Source organism: Actinomadura kijaniata, from assembly GCF_014138665.1.
In the GTDB taxonomy this organism is placed as follows: Bacteria; Actinomycetota; Actinomycetes; order Streptosporangiales; family Streptosporangiaceae; genus Spirillospora; species Spirillospora kijaniata.
The window spans coordinates 259,874-280,098 of record NZ_JACJIA010000011.1 but is presented as its reverse complement, the minus strand read 5'-3'; the positions used below and the strand labels follow the sequence as shown (position 1 = coordinate 280,098).

Annotated in this window: 20 protein-coding genes; 9 read left to right on the top strand and 11 right to left on the bottom strand. The window is 74.1% G+C overall.

The window, feature by feature from the left end:
- Window positions 1–27 precede the first annotated feature (27 nt).
- The 7 genes from HNR61_RS34740 to HNR61_RS34710 all read right to left on the bottom strand — a co-directional run bounded on the left by HNR61_RS34740 (window position 28) and on the right by HNR61_RS34710 (window position 6,862).
- A complete protein-coding gene (locus HNR61_RS34740) occupies window positions 28–972 on the bottom strand; it encodes an ABC transporter permease (RefSeq protein WP_182847367.1) in 945 nt (314 codons plus the stop codon).
- Between the two features lie 7 nt (window positions 973–979).
- Window positions 980–1,909 (bottom strand): ABC transporter permease, encoded by a 930-nt coding sequence (locus HNR61_RS34735; protein WP_312898246.1) that lies wholly within the window; start codon window positions 1,907–1,909, stop codon window positions 980–982.
- Between the two features lie 18 nt (window positions 1,910–1,927).
- A complete protein-coding gene (locus HNR61_RS34730; RefSeq protein WP_182847366.1) occupies window positions 1,928–3,688 on the bottom strand; it encodes an ABC transporter substrate-binding protein in 1,761 nt (586 codons plus the stop codon).
- A gap of 138 nt (window positions 3,689–3,826) precedes the next feature.
- Window positions 3,827–4,594, bottom strand: a complete 768-nt coding sequence (locus tag HNR61_RS34725; protein WP_182847365.1) for an NRDE family protein — start codon at window positions 4,592–4,594, stop codon at window positions 3,827–3,829.
- A 92-nt stretch (window positions 4,595–4,686) separates the two neighbouring features.
- A complete protein-coding gene (locus HNR61_RS34720) occupies window positions 4,687–5,451 on the bottom strand; it encodes an Rv2133c family protein (protein WP_182847364.1) in 765 nt (254 codons plus the stop codon).
- A gap of 84 nt (window positions 5,452–5,535) precedes the next feature.
- Window positions 5,536–6,129, bottom strand: coding sequence for an Rv2134c family protein (locus HNR61_RS34715; RefSeq protein ID WP_182847363.1), 594 nt, complete (start codon window positions 6,127–6,129; stop codon window positions 5,536–5,538).
- Between the two features lie 10 nt (window positions 6,130–6,139).
- Window positions 6,140–6,862 (bottom strand): Rv2135c family putative phosphatase, encoded by a 723-nt coding sequence (locus HNR61_RS34710; protein ID WP_182847362.1) that lies wholly within the window; start codon window positions 6,860–6,862, stop codon window positions 6,140–6,142.
- Window positions 6,863–6,983: 121 nt separating this feature from the next.
- Here HNR61_RS34710 and corA point away from each other — a divergent pair, with 121 nt between their 5' ends.
- The 5 genes from corA (at window position 6,984) to HNR61_RS34685 (ending at window position 12,166) form a co-directional block, all read left to right on the top strand.
- The gene (corA, locus tag HNR61_RS34705; protein ID WP_182847361.1) at window positions 6,984–7,970 is read left to right on the top strand and encodes a magnesium/cobalt transporter CorA; all 987 of its coding nucleotides are present in this window, start codon (window positions 6,984–6,986) and stop codon (window positions 7,968–7,970) included.
- Window positions 7,970–8,188 (top strand): hypothetical protein, encoded by a 219-nt coding sequence (locus HNR61_RS34700; protein WP_182847360.1) that lies wholly within the window; start codon window positions 7,970–7,972, stop codon window positions 8,186–8,188. The genes corA and HNR61_RS34700 overlap by 1 nt, the downstream gene beginning before the upstream one ends.
- 354 nt (window positions 8,189–8,542) lie before the next feature.
- Window positions 8,543–9,508: an aldo/keto reductase gene (locus tag HNR61_RS34695; RefSeq protein WP_182847359.1), complete on the top strand. Its 966-nt coding sequence runs from the start codon at window positions 8,543–8,545 to the stop codon at window positions 9,506–9,508.
- A 70-nt stretch (window positions 9,509–9,578) separates the two neighbouring features.
- Window positions 9,579–11,309 carry a helix-hairpin-helix domain-containing protein gene (locus HNR61_RS34690; protein WP_182847358.1) on the top strand — a complete coding sequence of 577 codons (1,731 nt, stop codon included), beginning with the start codon at window positions 9,579–9,581 and terminating at the stop codon, window positions 11,307–11,309.
- A 218-nt stretch (window positions 11,310–11,527) separates the two neighbouring features.
- Window positions 11,528–12,166, top strand: coding sequence for a hypothetical protein (locus HNR61_RS34685; RefSeq protein ID WP_182847357.1), 639 nt, complete (start codon window positions 11,528–11,530; stop codon window positions 12,164–12,166).
- 71 nt (window positions 12,167–12,237) lie between these two features.
- Here the strand turns inward: HNR61_RS34685 and fabI are convergent, their stop codons facing one another.
- Both fabI and HNR61_RS34675 read right to left on the bottom strand, forming a co-directional pair.
- Complete coding sequence (gene fabI, locus HNR61_RS34680; RefSeq protein WP_182847356.1) at window positions 12,238–13,023, bottom strand: enoyl-ACP reductase FabI; 786 nt, start codon at window positions 13,021–13,023, stop codon at window positions 12,238–12,240.
- 7 nt (window positions 13,024–13,030) lie between these two features.
- Complete coding sequence (locus HNR61_RS34675; protein ID WP_182847355.1) at window positions 13,031–13,735, bottom strand: beta-ketoacyl-ACP reductase; 705 nt, start codon at window positions 13,733–13,735, stop codon at window positions 13,031–13,033.
- Between the two features lie 168 nt (window positions 13,736–13,903).
- On the opposite strand from HNR61_RS34675, the gene HNR61_RS34670 reads away from it, so the two are divergent.
- Together HNR61_RS34670 and HNR61_RS34665 are read left to right on the top strand one after the other, a co-directional pair.
- On the top strand, window positions 13,904–15,403 hold the full coding sequence (locus HNR61_RS34670; protein WP_182847354.1) for a TldD/PmbA family protein: 1,500 nt from the start codon (window positions 13,904–13,906) through the stop codon (window positions 15,401–15,403).
- A 5-nt stretch (window positions 15,404–15,408) separates the two neighbouring features.
- A complete protein-coding gene (locus tag HNR61_RS34665; RefSeq protein WP_182847449.1) occupies window positions 15,409–16,785 on the top strand; it encodes a metallopeptidase TldD-related protein in 1,377 nt (458 codons plus the stop codon).
- Between the two features lie 102 nt (window positions 16,786–16,887).
- On the opposite strand, the gene HNR61_RS34660 is transcribed toward HNR61_RS34665, so the two are convergent.
- The gene (locus HNR61_RS34660) at window positions 16,888–17,100 is read right to left on the bottom strand and encodes a dodecin (protein ID WP_067827335.1); all 213 of its coding nucleotides are present in this window, start codon (window positions 17,098–17,100) and stop codon (window positions 16,888–16,890) included.
- 49 nt (window positions 17,101–17,149) lie between these two features.
- On the opposite strand from HNR61_RS34660, the gene HNR61_RS34655 reads away from it, so the two are divergent.
- Window positions 17,150–17,479, top strand: coding sequence for a DUF3099 domain-containing protein (locus HNR61_RS34655; protein WP_312898245.1), 330 nt, complete (start codon window positions 17,150–17,152; stop codon window positions 17,477–17,479).
- Between the two features lie 351 nt (window positions 17,480–17,830).
- On the opposite strand, the gene HNR61_RS34650 is transcribed toward HNR61_RS34655, so the two are convergent.
- Window positions 17,831–18,928: a calcium:cation antiporter gene (locus HNR61_RS34650; protein WP_182847352.1), complete on the bottom strand. Its 1,098-nt coding sequence runs from the start codon at window positions 18,926–18,928 to the stop codon at window positions 17,831–17,833.
- Between the two features lie 121 nt (window positions 18,929–19,049).
- Between HNR61_RS34650 and HNR61_RS34645 the strand changes: the two genes are divergently transcribed.
- A complete protein-coding gene (locus HNR61_RS34645) occupies window positions 19,050–20,201 on the top strand; it encodes an acyl-CoA dehydrogenase family protein (protein ID WP_182847351.1) in 1,152 nt (383 codons plus the stop codon).
- Window positions 20,202–20,225 lie beyond the last annotated feature (24 nt).

Here is a 20,225-nt window from a genome sequence, read left to right as displayed (position 1 = left end):
CCCCGCGCCCCCGGCGGGCTCCGCCGGTCAGGGGAGCCGCACCCGCGGGTCCAGCACCGAATAGCCCACGTCCACCAGAAGGTTCGCGACCACCACGAACACCGTCGCCAGCAGCGTCACCCCGATGATCACGGGGGTGTCGCCGAGCGTGATCGACTGGTGGACCAGCTGGCCCACGCCCTGCAGGCCGAACACCTTCTCGATGACGACCGTCGAGCCGGCCAGCGCGCCCACGTCGACGCCGAGCTGGGTGACCACCGGGGTCAGGGCCGAGCGCAGGGCGTGCCGGTACACCACGCGGCGCTCGGGCAGGCCCTTGGCGCGGGCGGTGCGGACGTAGTCCTCCCCCAGCACGTCCAGCATCGCGCCGCGCGTCAGCCGGGCGTAGGCGGCGGCCATCAGGAACGCCAGCGCGGTCCACGGCAGGACCATCCGCTGCAGGAGGCGCTCCCGCGACGGCGGCCCGGCCTCGAAGAAGCCGATCCCCGCCTCGCCGAGCCCGGTGGAGAACACGTGCAGCAGCACCAGCGCCATCACGAACGGCGGCGTCGACAGCCCGGCCAGCACCAGCGCGGTGGCGGCGCGGTCGCCGGCCCGCCGCGCGCGGGTGGCGCCGTACACGCCGATCACGACGCCGCCGGTGAACCAGAGCACCCCCGCGCCCAGCACCAGCAGCAGCGTGGTGGGCAGCCGCTCGGCTATCAGGGCGGCCACCGGGGCGCCGTTGACGTGGGAGTCGCCGAGGTCGCCCCGCAGCAGCCGGGCGAGGAAGTCGCCGTACTGGACCGGGACCGGCCGGTCCAGGCCGAGGTTGCTACGGATCTGCGCCAGGTCGTCGGCGGTGGCCCGGGGGCCGCCGACGACCCGTTCCACCGCCACCGGCGACAGGTGCGGGAACGCGAACACCAGCGTGGACACCAGCCACAGCACCACCAGCGAGTACAGCAGGCGGCGGATCACGAAGCCCGTCACCGGCGGCTCACCCCCGCCCGGCGGCCCGGCCGGGGCGGGGGCCCAGGGCGTCCCGGACCCCGTCGCCGACCAGGTTGAACGACAGGGTGGTCAGCAGCAGCAGCGCGGCGGGCACCGCCAGCAGCCACCAGGCGGTCCGGAACACCTCCCCGCCCTCGCCGAGCATCGAGCCCCAGGAGGGCGTGGGCGGGCGCACCCCGACGCCCAGGAACGACAGCGTGGCCTCGGCCACGATCGCGGTGGGGACCAGCAGCGAGGTCAGCACGGTGATCTGCGCCGTCAGGTTGGGCAGCAGCTCCACGGCCATGATCCGCAGATGGCCCGCGCCCAGCGCGCGGGCCGCCGCGACGAACTCCCGTTCCCGCAGCGCGATCACCTGGCCGCGGATGACCCGGCCGAACGCCGCGACCGAGAAGAACGCGATCACCAGGACCGTCATGACCAGGCCGGCCGTGGCCGAGGTGACCGGGAACGTGGTGGCCAGCGTGATCGCCACCAGCAGGGAGGGCAGCGCCAGCGTGATGTCCAGCAGCCGCGTGATCACGGTGTCGACCGCGCCGCCGGCATAGCCGGCCAGGAGACCGACGGCCACGCCCGGCAGCGCCGCCAGCGCCGCCGCCGCGACCCCCACCGCCAGCGAGACCCGCGCCCCGTAGGCGGCGCGGACCAGCACGTCGCGGCCCAGCTGGTCGGCGCCCAGCCAGAACTCCGCGCCCGGCCCCACCGGCCGCCCGACCGCGTCCAGGCCCTCCCGGGGGAAGGTGGCGTCGTAGGGGTGCCCGGTCCAGGCCGCCCACACCGGCGCCATCAGCGCGAACGCCGTGACCAGCGCCAGCACCGCCAGCGCGGCGACCGCCTGCCCGTCGCGGCGGAACCTCCGCCACGCCGGCCGCCCCCGCGCCGGGGCGGGCCCGGTCTCCGGTTCCGGCAGATTCACGGGTCGACCTCCGGGGGGTCACGCCAGGCGCACGAGGCTCACGTCATAGGTCTGGAAGTGCGGCAGGTACCTGGCGTCCCGTACCCGCGACGAGTGGAAGACCGGCTGGTTGCGGCTCATCAGGGGCACGATCGCGGCGTCGGCCATGATCAGCCGGTCGGCCCGCGCCCACAGCCGCCGCGCCTCGTCCTCGTCCCCGGCCGCCAGGGCCCGGTCGATGAGGCGGTTGACCTCGTCGTTGTCGTACCCGCCGAAGTTGGCGGAGTTGGGGCCGTACAGGCGGCCGTCGAACAGCTGCGGGACGATGGTGCGGCCGTTGTCGCCGTACCAGTCGGGGTGCCAGTCGGGCGCGGCGACGTCCCACCGGCCCGCGCGGGCGTCGGCCGGGGTGACCAGGGTGGTGTTGTAGAGCGTCCCGGCCGAGTCGGCGACCAGCTCGGCATCGATGCCGCACTCCTTGAGGTCGGCCCGCAGCGACTGCGCGATCCGGGCGTGGTCGCCGCTGGTGCGGTAGGGGAACCTCAGCTTCAGGCCGTTGGGGTATCCGGCGGCGACGAGCATCTTCCAGCACCGGTCGGGGTCGCCCGCGTCGCCCGGCGTCGGGTAGGGGTTGAACGGCTCGTGACCGGTGCTGCGCGGCGGGATCGCCTGGTGGAGGACCTCGCCGACGCCGGGGCCGCCGCGCAGCCGGACCAGCGCGGCCTTGTCGATCGCGTACGCGATCGCCCGGCGGACCTCCCGGCGGCCCAGCGCCCCGCCGTTGTTGGGGCTGAGGGTGTTGAAGACGAGGTAGGGGTCGAGCGACGACCCCTGCATGATCTTGAAGTTGGGGTGGGACCGCAGCGCCGGGATCCGGGCCGCCGGCACCGTCTGGTCCCAGGCCAGGTCGGCGGTGCCCTCCTCCAGCCGCCGCTGCACCGCCTCGGGCGAGTCCTGCCCCAGGGTGATCTGGATCCGGGCGGGGCCCTGCCCGCGCAGCGGGTCCGACTCCTGCCGCCAGGCCGGGTTCCGCTCCAGCACGTAGCGCTTGCCGGGGGTGTAGGAGCCGATCCGGTAGGGGCCGTTGGAGACGGTGTTCACGCGGAACTCGGCGCTGTCGGGCACGTACCGGTCGTACTCGGCGGGCGCGGCGGCGGCGAAGCCCATGGCGAGGATCTCGACGAAGTCCTGCGTGGGCCGCTTGAGCCTGATCTCCAGGGTCCGGGCGTCCCTGGCCTTCAGGCCCTCGACCTCGTGCTCGTTCTGGTACGCGGCGATCGCCGCGGCGTTCCCGGCGTCGACGCCGGCGAAGCCCCGGCAGAACGCGTCCATCCCGACGATCGTGCCGGTGTAGTAGCCCCTGGCGCCGGCCGGCTGGGCGGGGTTGCAGACCCGTTTGAGGCCGCGCACGAAGTCGGCGGCGGTCACCTCGCGCGGGGGCCGGGTGTTCCAGCGCACGCCCGGCCGCAGCCTGATGGTGTAGGTCCGCCCGTCGGCGCTGACGCCGCCGTTGCGGACGGTGGGCAGCTCGGCGGCGACGTCCGGCCGGACCTCGACGGCCTCGGCGAAGGTGTCGGCGGCCCGGACGCCGAACAGCGTCCGGGCGAACTGCCGGACCAGGCCGGCGCTCCACTGCGTGTAGGCGCTGGCGGGGTCCAGGTGGTCGACGTCGGAGGCGCCCACCAGCCGCAGCGTGCCGCCGCCGTCCCCGTCCCGCGTCCCCCCGCCGCAGGCCGCCAGCCCGAGCACCAGCGTGCCCAGGCCCGCGACGGCCGCGGTCCCCCGTCGCCCTGCCGCCATCCGTTCTCCCCAGTCCCCGTGACGACCGTCGTGCGCCGCGTTCCGGGGCCTCACCACCCCGAAGATCGCGGTAGGTAGTCAAACTAGCACCCACGGTGAGAGATGCGGCGGCGGCCGCGAGGATCGGTCGAACGGGGCTCAGAGGACGGAGGTCCAGGAGCCGGGGTCGCCCGGCTCGGCGGAGAAGTCGTAGCGGACCGCGTCGCGGGTGAGCGCGGCCAGGCTGACGGAGGTGGTGCCCCAGACGCGGCCCTCGCCCATGTCCACCAGCGGCAGCAGGGCGCGGCGGTCGGCGCGCTCCAGCCCGTCGCCCTCCACCAGCGGGAGCCATCCGCCCCACGCCTGCCGGACCGTTCCGTGGCCGGGCAGCGGCTCGGGGCGCCCGGTGGCGGCCAGGCGGGGCCGGAAGTGGGTCAGGCGCGCCATCATGTAGGCGTCCTCGAGGGCCCCCTCGCGGTGGGCCTCGGCCTCCAGGCCGCTGTTGACGATGACGTGCAGGCCGGGGCCGAGGGCGCGTTCGGCCAGCCTGGCGCCGTCCCAGCTCCACATGCGGACGCTGTCAGGCTCGGCGCACAGGGCGTGGAACGGGTCCAGGCGCGGCAGCTCCAGATCGCCGAGCTTGCCGTCGGCGGCCAGCCGCAGCGGCAGCTCGCCGCGCGACAGCCGGTGCTCCTCAGGGACCAGGGGGCCGGGGGCGTTGAGGACGGTGGCGGCACGCGGCGCGCCGGGGTCGACGGCGAACCAGGTGCCGCCCGCGCGCAGGTCGCGCCCGGCGACCAGGGCGGGGCGGTCGGGCCAGTGGCGGCCGGGCGGCTGCCAGGCCCGGGTGACGAACTCGTCCCGGACGCCGACCAGCAGGACGGGAACCGGGGAGGCGGGGTCAACGCTGACGATCGCCGTACACATGGCAGCAATTTGACCACCGGCCGACAAAACGCCCGCACGCGGGGGGTCGTCGGCAGTCCCGCCCGAGGTCACGGGCTCACGGGTTCACCGGGTCACAGGGGCGGCCAGGGTACGGCGGGCCAGTCCTCCGGCGGGTAGGGGTGGATGCGGTGCTTGAGCATCATCTCCACGCGGCGACGGGTGGCGTCCACCTCGGCGGAGGTGAGCAGCTCCCCCAGCCGCTCGCCGAGGGGGCCGCGCAGGGCGGTCCCGACGCGCCCGAGGGCCTCGACCGCCTCGGGCGTCAGCTTCTTGCCGCGCCACTGCCACAGCACGGTCCGCAGCTTGTAGTCCACCGAGAAGCACACGCCGTGGTCGCAGCCGTAGACGTGGCCGTCGCCGGGCGGCAGCAGGTGCCCGATCTTGCGGTCGGCGTTGTTGATGATCGCGTCGAACACCGCCATCCGGCGGACCGCCGGGTCGTCGGAGCGCGACAGCGCGACCAGGTCGATGTCGGGGTCGGGCTCGACCCACAGCTGCACCATGCCGGGCCCGTAGGGGCCGTCGCGGTGCACGGTCGGGGGCACCAGGTCCCAGCCGGTCGCCCGCGCCACCTCGTAGGCGGCGACCTCGCGTTCGGCCAGCGTGCCGTCGGGGAAGTCCCACAGCGGGCGCTCGCCCGCCACCGGCTTGTAGACGCAGGCGGCGCGCAGTCCCTCCCACTCGACCTGGCAGTACAGGGTGGCGTTGCTGGCCTGCACGAGCCGGCCCTCGACGGTCAGCCGCCCGCGGGCCAGCAGCCGTTCGGCCGTCTCGGTGTCGTGCGGGGAGACCGTGCGGCCGCCGGCAGGCGTGCGATCCCGGGAGGACTGGGTCATGGCCCCATTCTCCGGGTCGCCGCGTTCATGATCCAGCGCGGCGCGGTGTCCGCCGGTGTCCGCTTGTCAGCCGGTGTCCGCATCTCAGCCCAGATAGCCGTTCTGCCGGGGGCAGACGTGCCCGGCGGCGTCCAGCGGCAGGCCGCACAGCGGGCACGGCGGACGGCCCGCCGCCACCACCTGGAGGGCGCGCTCGGCGAACGCGCGGGCCTGCGCGGCGGTCAGGCTCACCCGCAGCACCGCGACCGCAGGGTCGTCGGCCTCCAGGTCGTCCAGGTCGTCGGGGTCGTCGGGATCCTCGGCGGCCTCGGCGGCCTCGGGGTCCTCGGCCTCGGTGGCCTCGCGCGCCTCGATCAGCACGCGCTGCTCGTCGGGGTCCCAGGCCAGCGCCATCGCGCCGACCCGGAACTCCTCCTCCACCGGCTGGTCCAGCGGCGCGTCGTCGCGCAGCTCGACCGGGGTGACCGCGGGCACCGCCGCCTCCCCGCCGCTGCGCCGCAGCACCTCGTCCAGAAGCTCCTCCAGCCGTTCGGCCAGCAGCGTCACCTGGAACTTCTCCAGTCCGACGCTGGTGACACGGCGGCCCGCGCGGGCCTGGAGGTAGAACGAGCGCTCCCCGGGCCGCCCGACGGTGCCCGCCACGAACCTGTCGGGCAGTTCATAGGAGATGACCGGCATGACAATGACCCTACGCTCCGCCGCCCACCGCCGCGTCACCCTCTCCCCCGCGCGGCGCGCCGGAGTCGCCGCCCCGGTCGTCCGGGGGCGGGGGCAGGAGGTTGTCGACGTTCCCGCCGGTGTCGTTGAGGCGCACCAGGAACGGCCGCAGCTCGGTGTAGCGGATGACGGTCAGGGAGGCGGGCGCGGCCTCGATCCGCTGGAACTGGTCCAGGTGCAGGCCGAGCGCGTCGGCGACGATCGCCTTGATGATGTCGCCGTGGCTGCACACCAGGTAGGCGGCGTGCGGGCCGTGCTCGGCGGCGATCCGCGCGTTCCAGTCGCGCACGGCGGCCACGGCGCGGTGCTGGGCGGCGGCCAGCGACTCGCCGTCCTCGCCGGGGAAGCGGGCGGCGCTGGGGTGGGCCTGCACGACCCGCCACAGCGGCTCCTCGGCCAGCTCCTTCAGCGGGCGGCCGGTCCAGTCGCCGTAGCGGACCTCGCCGAACCGCTCGTCCACCTCGATCTTCCCGACCGGGTCGGCGTGCGCGGCGGCGACCGCCTCGGCGGTCTGGAGGCAGCGGTCCAGGGGGCTGGACACCACGGCGGCCAGCGGCAGGCCGGCCAGCCGTTCGCCGACCGCCCGCGCCTGGGCGCGGCCGCGGTCGTCCAGGGACAGGGCGGGGGTCCACCCCGCCAGCACGGGGCCGGTCAACGCGGTCAGCCCGTGCCGCACCAGCAGCAGCGTCGTCACGGTAGGGAACTCTACGAGACGCCCGGGGTCGCGACGCCCGCGGCGGATCGTTCATCATCGTCCCCTAAGGTCGGGGACGGGCCCCGGCCTCCGGCCCCCCGAGACGCGTGAGGACAGCTTTGTGATCGTTGACCAGGCCATCTACTCCAGGGGCGTGCGGCGCTCCATCGAGGGCGACATCAGCGACGCCTTCGACGCCGCCCGCCAGCGGGCCGCCGAGGAGAACGAGAAGTGCTTCGTGTGGATCGGCCTGCACGAACCCTCCGCCGAGGAGTTCCGGCACGTCAAGGAGGAGCTGGGGCTGCACCCGCTGGCCGCCGAGGACGCCGTGCACGCCCACCAGCGGCCGAAGCTGGAGCACTACGGCGAGACCCTGTTCGTGGTGGTGAAGACGCTGGCCTACCAGGAGGCCACCTCCGACATCGAGGTCGGCGAGATCATGCTGTTCCTGGGGCCGGACTTCGTGGTCACGGTGCGGCACGGCGCGGGCAACCCGCTCGGTTCGGTCCGCAAGCGGCTGGAGGCCGACCCGAAGATGCTGGACCACGGCCCGGCGGCGGTGCTGTACGCGGTGTGCGACGCGGTGGTGGACGCCTACAGCGATATCGTGCACGAGGTGGAACGCGACATCATCGAGCTGGAACGGGCGGTGTTCCGGCCGGGCAGCCCCGATGTCATCGAGGACATCTACTCGCTCAAGCGCGAGGTGCTGGAGTTCCGCACCGCGCAGGACCCGCTGATCCCGGTGCTCCAGGACATCACGCGCGGCCGGGTCACGGCGTGCGAGACCGTGCGCGAGTACTTCCGCGACGTGCTGGACCACCTGCTGCGCGTGGACGGGCAGGTCGACGCGCACAACGAACTGCTCAACAGCGTGCTGACGGCGCACCTGGCGCTGCTCGGCAAGCAGCAGAACGAGGACATGCGCAAGATCTCCTCATGGGCGGCGATCCTGGCGGTGCCGACGATGCTGGCGGGGTTCTACGGGATGAACTTCGACTACATGCCCGAGCTGCGGTGGCTGTACGGGTATCCGCTGATGCTGGCGGTGATGGTGACCGTCTGCGTGCTGGTCTACCTGCGGCTGCGCAAGAGCGGGTGGCTGTGATGACGCGCCGCGACCGGCCGCACAAGATCTGGCCCATCACCGTGATCACGCTGGTGCTGCTGTGGATCCTGCTGATCACCCTGCTGATCCACTTCGGTCCGCGGCTCAAGCCCTGGCCCGAAGGCGCCCTGCCAGCCCCGCCCGCCCCGCTGGCCGCGCCGCTGGCCGCGCTGCCGGCCGCGCTGCCGGCCGCCCAGGACCCGCCCGCCGGCGTCTAGGGCCTGTTTCAAAGTGGGCCTCAGCCGCGCACGCGAGCGCGTTACCTGACCTGCGGGCCCGCAGCCGAAGGCGAGGGCCCGCAGGTCAGATCGCGAAGCGATGTCGCGCTCGCCGAGCCCTGGTGAGGTGCGAGCCGCCAGGCGAGCGCCGTGGGCCAGGGCTTTGAAACACGGTCTAGCGCGGCGCGGATCGGGCGGCCGTGCCGGACGCCCGCTCACCGCCATGACCTGCGCCGATGCCGCGTTCCCCGCACATCGCCCGCCATACCACCATCAACAGGACGAACTCCCCGCGCCGGTGGCGGCGGGCGACCGGCGGGTGGACCGGTCCCGGGGGCCGCTAGATTGACCGGCATGGAAGAGCGTCACGTCGGGCGGAGCGGCCTGCTGGTGTCCCGGTTGGGGCTGGGCACCATGACCTGGGGCCAGGACACCGAGCCCGACGAGGCCGCCTCGCAGCTGACCGCGTTCGTGGACGCGGGCGGCACGCTGGTGGACACCGCCGACGTCTACAGCGACGGCGACGCCGAGCGGATCCTGGGGCACCTGCTGCGCGAGGTGGTGGGCCGCGACGAGATGGTCGTCACCACCAAGTCGGCGATCCGGCCCGACGGCCGCTACGACGCCTCGCGCCGCCACCTGCTGGCCGCGCTGGACGCCTCCCTGGACCGGCTGGGCATGGAGTACGTCGACCTGTGGCAGTTGCACGTCTACGACCCGGCGACGCCGCTGGAGGAGACGCTGTCGGCGCTGGACGAGGCGGTGGTGTCGGGACGCACCCGGTACGTGGGGGTGTCCAACTACACCGGGTGGCAGGTCGCCAAGGCCGCCGCCTGGCAGCGGGCGTGGCCGGGGCGCGCCCCGGTCGTGGCGGTGCAGGCCGAGTACTCGCTGCTGCGCCGCGACGTCGAGCGCGAGCTGCTCCCGGCGACGCTGGACGCGGGTGCGGGCCTGCTGCCGTGGTCGCCGCTGGGGCGCGGGGTGCTGACCGGCAAGTACCGCACCGGGCTGCCCGCCGGGTCGCGGGCCGCCAACCCCCACTTCTCCGACTTCGTCCAGCCGTACCTGGACGAGGAGTGCGGCCGGATCGTGGAGTCGGTGGTGACCGCCGCCGAGGGCCTCGGCGTCACGCCGCTCAGCGTCGCGCTGAGCTGGGTGCGGGACCGGCCCGGCGTCGCCGCGCCGATCGTGGGGGCCCGCACGTCCGCGCAGCTGGCCCAGGCGCTCGCCAGCGACGCGCTGACGCTGCCGCAGGAGATCCGCGCCGCGCTCGACGACGTCTCCGACCCGGTCTCCGACATCGCCGCCGTCCATCCGTGACCGGCCGTGCCGTCCGTGACACCCTCGGACGGTCCCGCCGAACGCACCCGACCACCCGTACGGAAAGCCCGTGACCGACATTCCTGCCGACCTGACCGAACTGTTCACCCGTGTGGACGCGCCCGCGCCGCTCGCCGCGCGGGCCGCCGCGCGCCTCGGAGCGGGCGCCGCCGCGCGGCTGCGCGAGGACCCGTGGGCGCTGCTGCGGGTGCCGGGCGTGACGCCCGCGCAGGCCGACCACTTCGCCCGCGCGGTGCTGGGCGAGGCGGCCCGGCCCGACGACCCGCGGCGCGGCCGGGCGCTGGTGCTGTCGCTGCTGACCGAGGCCGCCCGGCAGGGCCACACCATCACGCCGCCCGAGCAGGTCCTGACGGCCCTGGAGCGGGCGCGGGTGCCCGACCCGCGCGCGGCCGTGGAGGCGGCGCTGGACGAGGGCGAGGTGCTGGTGGTCACCGAGGAGCCCGAGTTCGACGAGGCGGCGCCCGAGGACGAGGACCTGCCCGAGCCGGAGGAGAACCTCGCCCTGACGCGGTGGGCGGTGGCCGAGGAGGCGGCCGGCGAGGGCCTGCTGCGGCTGCGGCTGACGGCGTCGGACCTGCTGGACAACGCCACGATCAAGCAGGCGCGGGCGGGGCTGCCCGAGGACCGCTCGCTGGCGCTGTCGGCGGCGCTGCGCACCGGGGTGACGGTCTGGCGGGGCGCGCCCGGCGACCTGGCGGAGACCGCGCTGACGCTGGTGCGGGCCGCCGCCGGACACGGCCTGCGCGCCGCCGTCGTCACCCCCACCGAACGCGCCGCCGCCGACCTGGCCGAGGGCGCGGACCTGCCCGAGGGGGCCGTGGCCGGGCTGCACCGGCTGCTGGAGCCCCAGCCGGACGCCGGGGCCGCGCCCGGGGCGGTCGTCTTCGGACGCGGCGAGCAGGACCCCCTGGAACTCGACCTGGCGGTCGTCCCGGACGCGGCGTGGCTGGACGTCGAGCTGTGCGCGGTGCTGGTGGAGGCCCTTCCCGACGGCGCGCACCTGGTGCTGGGCGGCGAGCCGGGCGCGCTGCCGCCGGCCGGTCCCGGGCGGATCCTGGACGACCTGGAGGCGTCGGAGACCGTCCCGGTGGTGGAGCTGGAGCCCGCGGGGCCCGGCGGGCCGCTGGCGGCGCTCACGGCGGCCGTGCGGGGCGGGGAGCTGGTCGCGGTCGAGGCCCCGGACCGCGAGGTGGTGATCGTCCCGGCGGCGGGCGGCGCCGAGGCGGTGCACCGGGCCGTGCAGCTGGTCACCGACTCCATCCCCCGCGCCCTCGGCATCCCGGCGGACGAGGTGCAGGTAGTCGCCCCGGCGGCCGGCGGCGAGGCGGGCGCGACCGCGCTCAACGCGGCGCTCAAGGCCAGGCTCAACGCCGGGCCGGGCCGGTTCGGCGGGTTCGACGTGGGCGACCGGGTCGTGGTCGCCGCGCCGCTCGCCCCGGCGGCCGTCGGCGAGCCGGGAACGGTGACCGGCGCCGACGCCGAGGGCCTGCGGGTCGCGTTCGCGGGCGGGGAGGCCACCGTCGCCCCGGCCGACGCCGCGCGGCTGCGGCACGGCTGGGCGGTCCCGGTGGCGCTGGCCCGGGGCGTCCGCCGCCCGGCGGTGGTGGCGGTGCTGGCCGAGGGCGGGGAGCTGTCGCGACCGCTGGTGGCCACCGCGTTCGGCCTGGCCCTGCGGCACCTGTCGGTGGTGCAGGCGGCCGGTCCCGCGCTGGCCCGCGCGGTGCGGGAGACCGGGGTCCCCGCGCGGCGCACCCGGCTGGCACGCCTGGTGGTCGGCTGACGCTCCGCCGCCACCGCGCCTGCCGGGGCTTGAGAAAACCCTGTGTCAGTGTTTACTGACGGGGGTGATTGAGGCACGATCTGAACACTGCCGTGACCGTGGCGTTCCCCGCTCGTTGGACCGGACGTCAACAACACGGGCGCGGCGGGGCGGGTCCCTGCCGCGGCACCGGCAGGCACGAGATCGGCAGGCACGACATCGGCAGGCAGAGGAGTGAGATGCCCCAGCAACGACGGTTCCGGCGGCTCGGATCGGCGACGGCGGTGTCGGCCGGAACCCTGGCACTGGTGTTCCTGGGCGCGCCCGCGGCCCACGCGGGGACGGCCGGCACCACGCAGTGCAAGAAGGGCACCGACCCGGCCAGCACGATCGAGAACTGGAAGTGCCAGTGGAAGAACTGGCAGGACAGCCTCAAACCCAAGCCCAAGCCCACCCCGAAACCGACCCCCAAGCCGAAGCCGAGCACCAAGCCCCCGGCCAAGGTCGACAAGGACAAGTCGCGGCCCAAGCCCAGGGACGGCGCGCCGAAGGTGCGCGTCCCGCAGGGGAACCCCTCCGCCCCCGGCGGGGCCGCCCCGATGAACCAGCCCGAGGGCCTGCGGCCCTACAAGCCCGGTGACGCCCCCGCCCCGGCGAACCTGCCGGGCGTGCTGCCCACCCCGCAGGTCGCCGACCCCGGCGCGTTCCCGGCCCCGTCCGGCGCGGTGCCGCAGACGCGGCTGATCTCGCCGGTGGCCGCCGCCGACCACGACTCCACCGAGATGGTGTGGGTCGCCGCCGCCGCGGGCGCGGCGGGCGCGATGCTGGGCGTGAACCTGAGCGCCGTCGGCCGCCGCCTGCGCCGCCCGCGCGGCTGACCGGCCCCGGAACGCCGGACGGGTCCCGCTCCCCCACCGGGGGGCGGGACCCGTCACGTTCCGCCGGGGCGTTACTCGGGCGCGCCCATCGCGTGCAGGCCGCCGTCGACGTGGACGATCTCGCCGGTGGTCGCCGGGAACCAGTCCGACAGCAGCGCCACCGCCGCCTTCGCGGTCGGCTCGCTGTTCTTGATGTCCCAGCCGAGCGGGGCCGCCTTCGGCCACAGGTCGGTCATGGTCTCGAAGCCGGGGATCGACTTGGCGGCCATGGTGCCCAGCGGGCCGGCCGCCACCAGGTTCACGCGGATGCCGCGCGGGCCCAGGTACTTGGCCAGGTAGCGCGAGCACGACTCCAGGCCGGCCTTGGCCACGCCCATCCAGTCGTACACCGGCCACGCCTTGGTGGCGTCGAAGTCCAGGCCGACGACCGAGCCGCCGTCGCCCATCAGCGGCAGGCACGCCATCGTCAGCGACTTCAGCGAGTACGTCGAGGCGTGCAGCGCGGTCGCCACGTCCTCCCAGGGGGTCTCCAGGAAGTTGCCGCCCAGGGCGGTCTGCGGCGCGAAGCCGATGGCGTGCACGACGCCGTCCAGCCGGTCGAAGCCGACGCCGCGCAGCGCGTCGGCCAGGCCGTCGAGCTGCTCGGTGTTCATCACGTCCAGCTCCAGCACCGGCGGCGGGCTGTCGGGCCCGGACGGCAGCCGCTTGGCGGTGCGCTGGGTCAGCGTCGGCCGCGGGTAGGCCGTCAGCACGACCTCGGCGCCCTCCTGCTGCGCGACGCGCGCGATGTGGAAGCCGATGGAGGCGTCGGTCAGGACGCCGGTGACCAGGATCCGCTTGCCCTCGAGGATTCCCATGATGCGCTCAGTGCCCCATTCCCAGGCCGCCGTCCACCGGGATCACGGCCCCGGTGATGTAGGCGGCGTCCTCACCGGCCAGGAAGCGCACGGCCTTGGCGATCTCCTCGGGCCGCGCGGTGCGGCCCAGCGGGATCGCGGCCCGGATGCCGTCCTGCTGGTCCTCGGTCAGCGCGGCGGTCATGTCGGTGTCGACGAAACCGGGCGCGACCACGTTGACGGTGATGTTGCGCGAGGCGAGCTCGCGGGCCAGCGAGCGGGCGAACCCGATCAGCCCGGCCTTGGAGGCGGCGTAGTTGGACTGGCCGGGCGAGCCCAGCATCGCCACGACCGACGACACCAGGACGATGCGGCCGTTGCGCTTGCGCATCATGCCCTTCACGCCGCGCTTGGCCACCCGGTACGCGCCGGTGAGGTTGGTGTCCAGGACCGAGGTGAAGGTCTCCTCGTTCATGATCGCCAGCAGGGTGTCCTTGGTGATCCCGGCGTTGGCGACCACGACCTCGACCGGGCCCTGCTCGGCCTCGACCTTGGCGAACGCGGCGTCGACGTCCTCGCTGCTGGTCACGTCGCACCGCACGCCGAACAGGCCCTCGGGCGGCTCCCCGGAGCGGTAGGTGACCGCCACCTTGTCTCCGGCGGCGGCGAGCTCGCGGGCGATGGCCAGGCCGATGCCCCGGTTACCGCCGGTCACGAGGACGGAGCGACTCATTCTCGAACCTCTCGTTCGCTTTCTCGGTCTGTTGCGGTGCCCTGTGTCACACAACAGGCCCTGAGCGTATCGGCCGGGAACCGCCGGGGTGATGTGTCGTTCCGACAAGATCCCGCGACCCGCTTTTGTTCGCGCGGCCGAACCGGGTGTCGGGGTAGGTTGCGGAAGGTGCATGACATCGATCCCGCCTTCACCGCGCTGCCGCTGCGGGCGCTGGCCGACGCGGCCCTGAGCCGGGCCCGGGAACTGGGCGCCGAGCACGCCGACCTCCGCGTCGAACGCATCCGCAGCCAGACCCTGCGGCTCCACGACGCCGCCCTGGAGACCGCCCTGGACGCCGACGACGTGGGATTGTCGGTCCGCGTCGTCGCCGGCGGCACCTGGGGCTTCGCCGCCGGAATCGACCTGACGCCCGAGGGCGCGGCGCGGGTCGCCGCGCAGGCCGTCGAGGTCGCCCGGGTCGCCGCCGCCGTCAACCGCGAGCCCATCGAGCTGGCCCCCGAGCCCGTCCACGGCGAACGCGCCTGGGTCTCCTCCTACGAGATCGACCCGTTCGCCGTGCCCACCCCCGACAAGGTCGCGCTGCTGGCCGAATGGAGCCGCGGCCTGCTCGGCGACCCGCGCGTCCAGCACGTCGACGCCTCGCTGCTCCAGGTCAAGGAGAACAAGTTCTTCGCCGACCTGAACGGCAACGCCATCACCCAGCAGCGGGTCCGGCTGCACCCGGTGATCAACGCCGTGGGGATCGCCGACGGCGCGTTCGACACCATGCGCACCCTCGCGCCGCCCGCCGGGTACGGCTGGGAGTGGCTGACCGGCGACCACTGGGACTGGGCCGGCGAGCTGGCCCGCATGCCCGAGCTGCTCGCCGAGAAGCTGGCCGCGCCGTCGGTGGAGGCCGGCACCTACGACCTGGTCGTCGACCCGTCGAACCTGTGGCTGACCATCCACGAGTCGATCGGCCACGCCACCGAGCTGGACCGCGCCCTCGGCTACGAGGCCGCCTACGCCGGGACCTCGTTCGCCACGCCCGACAAGCTCGGCAGGCTCCAGTACGGCTCGCCGGTCATGAACGTCACCGGCGACCGCACCGCCGAGCACGGCCTGGCCACCATCGGCTACGACGACGAGGGCGTCCAGGCCCAGCGGTTCGACATCGTCACCGACGGCCTGTTCACCGGCTACCAGACCGACCGGCGCATCGCCCGCCTCACCGGCCAGGAGCGGTCCAACGGCTGCGCGTTCGCCGACGCCGCCTCCTCCATGCCGATCCAGCGCATGGCCAACGTGTCCCTCCGGCCCGCCCCGGACGGCCCCTCCACCGAGGAGCTGATCTCCGGCGTGGACCGCGGCGTCTACGTGGTCGGCGACAAGAGCTGGTCGATCGACATGCAGCGGTACAACTTCCAGTTCACCGGCCAGCGCTTCTACCGGATCGAGAACGGCCGCCTGGCCGGGCAGCTGCGCGACGTGGCCTACCAGGCCACCACCACCGACTTCTGGAACTCCATGGAGGCCGTGGGCGGTCCGCAGACCTACGTGCTGGGCGGCGCGTTCAACTGCGGCAAGGGCCAGCCCGGCCAGGTCGCCCCGGTCAGCCACGGCTGCCCGTCGGCGCTGTTCCGCGGAGTCAACATCCTCAACGCCGTGAAGGAGGGCGGCCAGTGACCGTCATCAGGCCGCAGGACGCCGTCGAGCGGGCGCTGTCGCTGTCGCGCGCCGACGACTGCATCGTGATCGCCGACGAGACCGGCACCGCGAACCTGCGCTGGGCCGGCAACACCCTGACCACCAACGGCGTCACCCGTTCCAACCGCCTCACCGTCATCGCCCTGCGGCGCAAGCCGGGCGGCGTCGCCTCCGGCGTCGTGTCGCGCGCCGCCGTGGGCGCCGACGACATCGAGGACCTGGTGCGCGCCGCCGAGGCCGTCGCCGACGGCAACGAGCCCGCCGAGGACGCCGCGCCCCTGATCACCGAGTCGCCCGGCGGCGGCTCCTGGGACGAGGCCCCCGCCGAGACCGGCATCGACGTCTACGGGCGCCTGGCGCCCGCGCTCGGCGAGGCCTTCGCCCGCGCCGAGTCCGGCGGCCGCAGGCTGTACGGGTTCGCCAACCACGTGGTGACCTCCACGTTCCTCGGCTCCTCGGCGGGCCTGCGGCTGCGCCACGACCAGCCCACCGGCCTGCTGGAGCTGAACGCCAAGGGCGCCAGCGGCTCGGCCTGGTCCGGCGTCGCCACCCGCGACTTCACCGACGTGGACGTCACCGCCCTCACCGACGACCTCGCCCGGCGCCTCGCCCGCGGCGAGCGCCGGATCGACCTGCCCGCCGGGCGCTACGAGACGATCCTGCCGCCCAGCGCCGTCGCCGACCTGATGATCTACCTGTACTGGTCGGCCGGGGCCCGCGACGCCGCCGACGGCCGCACGGTGTTCTCCGCGCCCGGCGGCGGCACCCGGATCGGCGAGAAGCTGGCGAACCTGCCGGTCACCCTGTCCAGCGACCCGCACGCCGCCGGGCTGCAGGCCGCGCCGTTCGTGATCGCGCACGCCTCCACGCGCGAGTCCTCGGTGTTCGACAACGGCCTGCCGCTGGCGGCCACCGACTGGATCCGCGAGGGCACCCTGACCTCGCTCACCCAGACCCGCCACTCGGCCGACCGCACCGGCCTGCCGCTCACCCCCGCGATCGACAACCTGGTCATGGCCGGGCCCGACGGCGGGGCGTCCCTGGAGGACATGGTCGCCCGCACCGAACGCGGCCTGCTGCTGACCTGCCTGTGGTACATCCGCGAGGTGGACCCGCAGAGCCTGCTGCTGACCGGCCTCACCCGCGACGGCGTCTACCTGGTCGAGGACGGCGAGATCGTCGGCGCGGTGAACAACTTCCGCTTCAACGAGAGCCCGGTGGACCTGCTGGGCCGCCTGTCCGAGGTCGGCGCGTCGGTCCCGACGCTGCCGCGCGAGTGGTCGGACTACTTCACCCGGACGAGGATGCCCGCGATCCGCGTGGGCGACTTCCACATGTCCACGGTGAGCAAGGCCGAGTAGGCGGGCCGAGCAGCCGTCACCGCCGGGTACCGCGTCGCCCCGGTGCCGCCCATGGCGCCTGGAGAAGGTCCGGGGAGCGCCGCCGCGCGCTCTCCGGGCCGCTCAGGTGTCCTCCAGGCGGAAGCCGACGCGCAGGCCGACCTGGAAGTGGGCGACCTCGCCGTCCACGATCTGGCCGCGCACCTCGGTCACCTCGAACCAGTCCAGGTGCCGCAGGGTCTGCGAGGCGCGTCTGATGCCGTTGCGCACGGCCTGCTCCACCGACTCCGGCGAGGTACCGACGATCTCGGTCACCCGGTACGTGCGGTCGCTCATGGGCCCTCCTGGTGTCGTCGTTTCCCACCTGGGGGCTTACCGTGGAAGGGTGAAGGCCAATCCTCGTCGTCAGGCCGAGATCTACACGGTCACCGACGCTCCGCTCCCCCTGTCACAGGACATCGGCCACCGGCAGCGCCGCTACCTGCTGTCGATGAGCATCCGGACGGTCTGCTTCGTGGGGGCCGTCGCCGCCGCCATGCTCGGGGCGCCGCTGTGGGCGGTGGGCCTGCTGGTGGTGGGCGCGCTGTTCCTGCCGTACATCAGCGTGATCTTCGCGAACGGGGGGCGCGAGCCGCAGCCGACGGCGCGGTTCTCCGGTCCGGGGCAGGGGTACCAGAAGGGCATTTCCGGACAGCGGTCCGAAATCGGGTCGTGACTATCTCTTGACTTGAACCGGGGGGTTTCGGTGTACGATTTGTTCCGGCGCTCTGGTCCCCCGTCGGAGCGCCCGTACCGGTGTTCCGGGCCCCCGTCGGAACACCGATGTGCGGCGCCGGGTGGATTGCCCCCGTATCCACCCGGCGCCGCTTTTTCATTTCCCAGGCTCCACCCGGGTTCTCCCCCTCCCTGACCCCGGCTCCCCGGGGCCCGCCGGCACGGCCGTTCCCCGGCGCCGGCCGCCCCGCCCCCGCAGGCGGGCCTCCCGTGGTGGCCTGATCCGGCCACTGTCCGAAAACCCCCGGCTCCGAACCTTCCGGCGGCCCCGGTGGCCGTCCGGGGGTGATCGTCACGGGCTGACCGCCAGGAACAGGAACGCGGCGAACAGCGCCAGGTGGACGCCGCCCTGGAGCAGGGTGGCGCGGCCCGGCACGACGGTGAGGGTGGACACCACGACGGTGAGGGCCAGCAGCACCATGTGGGTGGCGTCCAGGCCGAGCACCAGCGGGCCCGACAGCCAGATCGAGGCGACGGCGATGGCGGGGATGGTCAGCCCGATGCTCGCCATGGCCGAGCCCAGCGCCAGGTTCAGGCTCGTCTGGAGGCGGTCGCGGCGGGCGGCGCGCAGCGCGGCCAGGGTCTCGGGCAGCAGGACCAGCAGGGCGATCACGACGCCGACCACCGCGTGCGGCAGGCCCGCCCCGGCGACCGCCGACTCGATCACCGGGGACTCCACCTTCGCCAGGCCGACGACGCCGACCAGCGCGACCAGCAGCAGCGCGAGGCTGGCCAGGGTGCGGGCGCCGGAGGGCCGGGCGGCGTGCCCGTCCTCGTCGATGACCTCGCCCTCGGCGGTGACCGGCAGGAAGTAGTCGCGGTGCCGCACGGTCTGGGTGAGCACGAACAGCCCGTACAGGGCCAGCGAGCACACCGCCGCGAACGCGAGCTGCTCGGGCGCGAACGCCGGTCCGCGGCGGCTGGTGGTGAACGTCGGCAGCACCAGGCTGAGGGTCGCCAGGGTGGCGACGGTGGCCAGGGCCCCGCCCGAGCCCTCGGCGTTGAACGCGACGACGCGGCGGCGCAGCGTCCCGGCCGTCAGGCACAGCCCGACGATCCCGTTACAGGTGATCATGATGGCGGCGAACACGGTGTCGCGGGCCAGCGCCTCGCTGCCGTGGCCGCCCGAGGCGACCAGGCTGAGGATCAGGGCGACCTCGATGACGGTGACCGCCACCGCCAGCACCAGCGACCCGAACGGCTCCCCCACCCGGTGCGCGACCACCTCGGCGTGGTGCACCGCCGCCAGCACGGCCCCGGCCAGCAGCACCGCCACCACGGCGACCAGCACGGCCGGCAGCTCGCGGCCCCAGGTCAGGGCCAGCGCCAGCAGGGCCAGGACGGGGGCGAGCGCGGTCCAGCCGGCCGCCCGCCGAGTGAGTCCGATCATGATCGGGATGGTGCCCCGGAGGTGGGCTGTTCATGACCGCCACGACGAACTAGAATCTCGTTCGAAGGTGGTTAGCGTTCCGCTAGTTACCCCGGAAAGCGCGGACACGAAGGGCTTGAGCATGCGCCGTACGATCTTCAACGAGGACCACGAGGCCTTCCGGCAGATGATCCGGGACTTCATCGAGGCCGAGGTCGCCCCGGTCTACGAGGACTGGGAGAACGCCGGTCACCCGCCGCGCGGGTTCTACAACAAGCTCGGCGAGCTGGGCGTGTTCGGCATCCAGGTCCCCGAGGAGTACGGCGGCGCGGGCGAGACCAGCTTCAAGTACCAGCTCATCGTCTCCGAGGAGTGCGCCCGCGCCGGGGTGAGCTTCGGCGGCTACGGCGTGCACGTCAACCTGGTGCTGCCCTACCTGCTCAAGTACGGCAGCGAGGACCAGAAGAAGCGCTGGCTGCCCGACTTCGTGTCCGGGGACATGATGACCGCCATCGCGATGACCGAGCCGGGCACCGGCTCGGACCTGGCGGGCATGCAGACCACCGCCAGGAAGGACGGCGACCACTACGTCCTCAACGGCGCCAAGACCTTCATCACCGGCGGCGTGCTGGCCGACCGGGTGCTGGTGGTGGCCCGCACCTCCCCGCCCACCGCCGAGAACCGCCGCGCGGGCCTGTCGATCCTGGTGGTGGACACCGGGAGCGAGGGCTACTCGGTCGGCCGCAAGCTGGAGAAGATCGGCCTGCGCAGCTCCGACACCGCCGAGCTGGCGTTCCAGGACGTGCGGGTGCCGGTGGAGGACCTGCTCGGCGAGGAGGGCCGCGGGTTCGAGTACCTGGTCCACAACCTGGCCGAGGAGCGCCTCGGCATCGCCGCCAGCTCCTACGCGTCGGCGGCCGCGGCCGTCCAGTTCGCCAAGCGGTACGTGCAGGAGCGCAACGTCTTCGGCAAGCCGGTCGCGTCGTTCCAGAACACCAAGTTCGTGCTGGCCGAGTGCGCCACCGAGGTCGAGGCCGCCCAGTCGATGGTGGACCGCGCCGTGGAGGCCCTGGACGCCGGCGAGCTGACCCCGGCCGACGCCGCCAAGGTGAAGCTGTTCTGCACCGAGGTGCAGGCCCGGGTGGTCGACAAGTGCCTCCAGCTGCACGGCGGCTACGGCTACATCCTGGAGTACCCGATCGCGCGGCTGTACACCGACGCCCGCGTGACCCGCATCTACGGCGGCACCAGCGAGGTCCTCAAGACCATCATCGCCAAGGACCTCGGGGTCTGAGGCCGGGTGACCGTCGGATCCGGA